At 58.3% G+C, this 5473-nt stretch carries 4 protein-coding genes; all 4 read right to left on the bottom strand.

The genetic code is table 11. The annotated features are described in order from the left end of the window. Positions 1–8: 8 nt before the first annotated feature. Genes AC3FKH_RS34320 through AC3FKH_RS34305 form a run of 4 tightly spaced genes read right to left on the bottom strand, consistent with a single transcriptional unit; the run spans position 9 to position 5149 of the window. Positions 9–797 carry an enoyl-CoA hydratase/isomerase family protein gene (locus AC3FKH_RS34320; RefSeq protein ID WP_488680133.1) on the bottom strand — a complete coding sequence of 263 codons (789 nt, stop codon included), beginning with the start codon at positions 795–797 and terminating at the stop codon, positions 9–11. 2 nt (positions 798–799) lie between these two features. After that, positions 800–2905, bottom strand: coding sequence for an acetate--CoA ligase family protein (locus AC3FKH_RS34315; RefSeq protein ID WP_488680132.1), 2106 nt, complete (start codon positions 2903–2905; stop codon positions 800–802). A 4-nt stretch (positions 2906–2909) separates the two neighbouring features. After that, positions 2910–3998 carry an acyl-CoA dehydrogenase family protein gene (locus AC3FKH_RS34310; RefSeq protein WP_488680130.1) on the bottom strand — a complete coding sequence of 363 codons (1089 nt, stop codon included), beginning with the start codon at positions 3996–3998 and terminating at the stop codon, positions 2910–2912. Further along, positions 3995–5149, bottom strand: a complete 1155-nt coding sequence (locus AC3FKH_RS34305; protein WP_488680129.1) for an acyl-CoA dehydrogenase family protein — start codon at positions 5147–5149, stop codon at positions 3995–3997. The genes AC3FKH_RS34310 and AC3FKH_RS34305 overlap by 4 nt, the downstream gene beginning before the upstream one ends. Between the last annotated feature and the right edge of the window lie 324 nt (positions 5150–5473).

Below are 5473 nucleotides of genomic sequence, written 5' to 3'. Positions count from 1 at the left end.
TTGGGCTGCTATCGGCCAACAAAGACGGCTTGTCGCTTCTCTCTGTAGGCGGTCAACGCTTCCTTGTGGTCCTCCGTCGAGAAAATCGCTGCCATGTGCGACGAAACCTGGTCTAGGTGAGCGCGCAGACTAAGAGTGGCTGCTTGGTACGCGGCACGCTTCATCATTCGAATGGCAAGCGGAGGCCCCTTTGCAATCCTTGTGGCGAGCTCAAGAGATCTCGGCATGAGTTCAGTCTCGGGGACGACATGGTTGACCAAACCAATGCGCTCGGCCTCGTCCGCCTCCACGAATCGACCTGTCCACAGCAGCTCAAGCGCCTTCGGCATCCCAATCAGCCGAGGCAGGTACCATGCGCCGCCATCGCCTGCCATGATTCCAATGCGGACGTAGGTCTCGGCAAATCGCGCATTACTCGAGGCGATGCGTATGTCGCCCATCAAGGCCATGTCCATACCAGCTCCGGTCGCAACGCCATTTACGGCGACGATTACCGGCTTGTCCAGCGTCTCCATGATTAGGGGAATGCGATGTACCCGGTCGCTCAGGGACATCTTGCGCATATAAGCGTTCTCGGTTTCCCGGCGCTCGCCGATATTTCCGACGTCGCCTCCGGCACAGAATGCGCGGCCCGCGCCTGTTAGGACGATAGCCCGCACGTCATCGCGCTGTTGCGCTTCCAGCAGCGCATCGCCCCAAGCGCTCAGCATTTCAGTCGTGAACGCATTAAGCTTTTCCGGACGATTCAGAGTAATCGTCGCGATACCTTCAGAGACATCAAAGAGAAGTTCGCTCATTGTCATTTCCTGATGGCGAGAGCATCCACGATGGTCAGGCCCTTGCCTTGCTCATGGACGAAGATGGGATTGACGTCAAGTTCTGCCAAGTGGCCTTTGGCAGCAACTGCTAGGTCGGAGAGCTGCACAAGCAGGTCTGCCATGGCTTCAACATCTCTTGGTGGTTCGCCGCGTACACCCGCGAGCAGCGGCCAACCCTTGAGGGAGCGGAGCATCCTCAGCGCCGCCTCCTTGTCCAACGGAGCGTGTCCCAGCACCGTATCCCGCAGGACCTCGACATAGATGCCACCGAGACCCACCATGACGAAGGGGCCGAACTCGACATCGTTGACGATGCCGGCAATCATTTCGACTCCAGGAGGTGCCATGCGCTGCACCAGTACTCCCCGAATTTCCGCTTCGCGCGCGCGCTTATGCACGTTCGTCAGTAGTCGGTCGAAGCTCGTGTGGAGCGCATCATCATCGCGGATGTTTAATGCGATGGCATCCGCCTCCGACTTGTGAGGTAGGTCAGGAGACTGAACCTTTAGTGCTACGGGATAGCCAAATCGGCGAGCTGCAGCGAGTGCAGATTCGGTGTCGTCGGCGAGAAATTCTTCGGGACACTGGATTCCATAATCCCGCAGCAGAGACTTTGACTCGTATTCGCAAAGCGTTGCCTTGCGCGCGTTCAGTAGGTTGACTCCAGCGGAGGAAAGGGCAGGCGGTGACGCTCGTCGTTGGCAATTCGTCAAGCGCTGCTGATGGAGGCCGTAGGCTCGCAAGCCGGCTAACGCGCGAACACATCCAAGCATGGTGGTAAAGCAGTGAATACCATACTCTCGGAGCAGTACCATGGATGCTTCAGAAGGTACGGTGTAGCTGTAAAAGAGCACCGGCTTTCCAATCCGCCGGACTAAGGCAGCCAGCTCAGCACCCTCTGAGCGCAGACGTGCCTCATGGGCGAAGGATGAAACGATAATGAACGCGTCGAGATAATCGGCATCGGCAAGGACTTCAAGCGACTTCGCATACGCGTTTACGCCTTGCGCGGTGATGTCGACCGGATTTGCGGGCGACCCGTATGCCGGGATGAATTCAGCGATTTGCTTCTGGCGTTCGCTGTCCACCTCCGGCAGTTCAAAGTCCATTGCTTCACAGGCATCCGACAGCCAGACTGCCGTGCCTCCGGAAGTGGAAATAATCGCCAGGCGGTTTCCGGTAATCGGCGCATAGTGGGTAAGCCCTGCAGCAATGTCCAACAATTGGTCCTGGTCTTGGGCCTGGATAATGCCGGCGCCGGCGAGAGCTGCATCGCAAACCGCAGTGGGTCCGGCAATGGCGCCTGTGTGAGATGCCGCGGCGCGTTGGCCAGCCTTCGAGCGTCCCACTTTGGCCATGACGATTGGCTTGCCCCGCGCGGCAGCGCGTTGCGCGATGCCGATGAAGCGGCGCGCATCCTTGAAGGATTCGGCGTACATTAGGATGACGTCCGTGGAGGAGTCGTCAACCATCTCTTCAAGGTAATCTGCGGCTTCTAGGTCGACCTGGTTGCCAACACTGACGATGTGACTGAACAGGAGGTTTTCACGACGACCACGGTTGTAGAGAGCAAAACCTAGGCCGCCGCTCTGAGACACAACACCGATTCGCTTGCCAACGCGGCCCCTGCCGCTGTCGATATTGAGCGCCGGACTGAATGTCGCCGCGATGCCATCTATCGCATTAAAGTAGCCCTCGGCATTCGGTCCGGAAATCCGGATACCTGTTTCCTTTCGAATCGCCTCAAGCTCTGCCTGGAGCTGTCGACCAGTCTCGCCCTCCTCAGCAAAGCCCGAGCTGAAGATAACAACATACTGAATGCCCAGATTGGCGCAGTCGCGCACGGCTGCGGGGACCCGTACTGCAGGAATCGCGATGAGAGCGATATCCACTTCCTGGCCGATTGCTTCCACGGAAGGGTATGCCTTGAGCCCAGCAATCTCATCGTGAGAGGGATTCACTGGGTACAAACTACCTTCATAGCGTTGTGCGAGAAGGGTGGAGAGTACCTTTCCGCCGATTCGTCCTGTGCCGGGTGTTGCACCGATAACGGCGATGCTGGCGGGGGAGAAGAATTTGTGCAGCATGTGGTCAACTCCCTTTCCGCTTCGTCACTGCCTTTTGCGGTGCTGTGATGAAGTGCCAGAGTGCATCACTGTTAATATTGCTGAGTTGACTTGCGGCTGCCGCTGCCCATTCGAACTCGGAGCCATACTCGTCCCGCCATGACATTAGGCGGCGTGTGCTCAAATGCAACGCATGCTCATGCGTGAACCCCATCGCCCCGTGGACTTGATGCGCGATTGCATATCCGGCCGTTGCGGCCTCGCTGGCAGCCAGCTTGGCGGCGGCAACCTCAAAGCTTGCGGTGTGGGACTGCGCAGCAAGCAGGGCCGCGTCTACGGCCACGCATGCTGAGGCAACATGTCCCGCAAGTTCGGCAATCTGATGCTGGATGGCCTGGAACTTGGCAATGGGACGCCCAAACTGGACCCGCTCACAGCTGTACTGGACACACATCTGCAACACACGCTCCAAGGCGCCGGCAATCTGGAAGCCGCGCATCAGCGCGCCCTCGTGATATGGCGTGGGATGTGGCGCATCAGTCGGTGCGCGGCCAACTGCATCCAATTCGAGCAAGATGTTGTCGAGGCGGAAATCGTCCCGTGCTTCACCTGCCAAATTCTTGTCGAGCCGGTCAGGTTGGAGGCCGGTCAGCCGGACAATATTCTCGCTGCCGTCTTCCGCCAATGCAGTAGCCACAATTGTGGAGCAGTGCCTGCCCCAAGGTACTCGCTTCAGGTGGCCGCTGAGAACGAACTGATTGCCTTCGCGCTGGAGTCTGAGGCGGTTCTGAGGCAAATTGGTCGCAATAGTGGCTGGGCCATCCTGCGCAGCAACACCAGCAATCCTCAGCATTCGACGTGCGGCCAGATTTTCCACGATGGGTAGTGGGACGGTGAAGGTACCGGCGGTCTTGGCCACCGCGGCCATTACGGTAAGCTCTGATGAGGCGTCTTCGCAGCAGGCTTCAAGCGAAGTCAGCCCGACCGCATCAATTGAGGCCCAGATGTCCGGCAGCCACTTTCCTGCTTCGGCCTCATCGTGGCTTTCGCGTGTGCAAACATCATCGAACAGGCGTGCAGCGCTGTCGGTGAGCATTTCGGAGATATCGTTCATCGCAACCCCAGGCTTTTGGCAATGATTCCGCGGAGGATTTCCTTCGTACCGCCCCGGATGGTGTAGGAGGGCGCATGCAACAAGGAGTACTCGAGCGAGTCGTTGAAGATAGACGGCATGCCCGCTTCGGCCCGTGTCGAGTCCGTAGTCAGCATGCGTAAGACTTCGGGGATTTCCCGTTCAAACTGAGTGCCGCGGTCCTTGACAAGGGCAGCCTCGACGCTGGGAGAGACGCCTTTCTCCATCATGCTGGCAATAGACAGCGACATCTGATGTAGTGTCCACAGCTTGCTCACCAATCGCCCAATCGGCCGCGAGTCGCCTTGCGTTACACCTTCTTCCTTTAGATAGGCCTTGAGAACATGGAAGCTGCTGAGCCAGCGGTCCGGGCCGCTGCGTTCGTAGGTCAACTCACTGGTAACCTGCTGCCAGCCATTGCCAATTGTGCCAATGACCATCGATTCCGGCACAAATACGTCCGAGAACACAACTTCGTTGAAGTCGTGCTCCCCGGCGAGGTTCAAAATGGGACGAATCGTGATACCAGGTGTCCTCAAGTCAACCAGGAATTGACTGACACCTTCGCGTCGATTTTCGCCACGTGGTCCCGTGCGAGCGAAGAGAATCATCATTTGCACCCGGTGCGCGTTGCTCGTCCATATCTTGGCGCCATTGATGAGCCATCCTCCGTCGACCTTTTCCGCCTTCGTTCGGATTGACGCCAGGTCTGAACCGGAATCTGCTTCACTCATGCCGATGCAGAAGTACAGTTTTCCGCGCGCAATGTCGGGCAGGAAGGTTTCGCGCTGGTATTCAGTGCCAAAGCGAAGCAGCAAAGGACCACTCTGGCGGTCCGCCACCCAGTGTGCTCGTACCGGTGCGCCTGCCGCCAGAAGCTCTTCTGTAACGACGTGGCGCTCAAGCGCGGTTCGTTCATGACCGCCGTAGCGCTTCGGCCATGTCATGCCAATCCAGCCGCGCTGGCCAAGCGCTTCACTGAAGGATGCATCGGGGACCGCCCAGCCGTGGGAGGAGCTGCGAAACATGCCTTGGTCTTGCGCCTGTTGAAGGAACTCCCTTACTTCGCTGCGAAGCGTCGCTATGCTAGGGGCCGGGGGATTGACGGTGAACCTGATTGGTTGGGATGACAAGATGGTCTCCTTGAAAACTGCCGGGCTCGGAGCGCCGCGCGGTGTACACCCGATAATGGTTCAAGGTCGGCTTGGTCGGAAGTCGGAATTCACATATGTGAATCAGACATGCGGCACTGGATCGGCTGCCGTCACATTGGGCGGATATGAGCCGGCAGGGACGCATTGGTGGGAGCGTTGAGTCATAGAGTGCTACGGCTGTGCCGGCGTGGCGGCATTGCTCTAGAATTTGGGGACGGCGCCTGACAGGAACAAAGGCGCGGCGCCGCCGAAGGCATACCTAGCAGCCTCGGATTTGATGGAGGTCAGCATTGGGACCTACTG

This window comes from Cupriavidus sp. 21MJTG02-4 (assembly GCF_057798975.1).
This window is presented reverse-complemented; position numbering and strand designations above follow the sequence as displayed.

Excerpts from the sequence above, each read along its gene's own strand:
- AC3FKH_RS34315 (WP_488680132.1), bottom strand. The coding sequence starts at position 2,905 with ATGCTGCACAAATTCTTCTCCCCCGCCAGCATCGCCGTTATCGGTGCA.
- AC3FKH_RS34320 (WP_488680133.1), bottom strand. The coding sequence starts at position 797 with ATGAGCGAACTTCTCTTTGATGTCTCTGAAGGTATCGCGACGATTACT.
- AC3FKH_RS34310 (WP_488680130.1), bottom strand. The coding sequence starts at position 3,998 with ATGAACGATATCTCCGAAATGCTCACCGACAGCGCTGCACGCCTGTTC.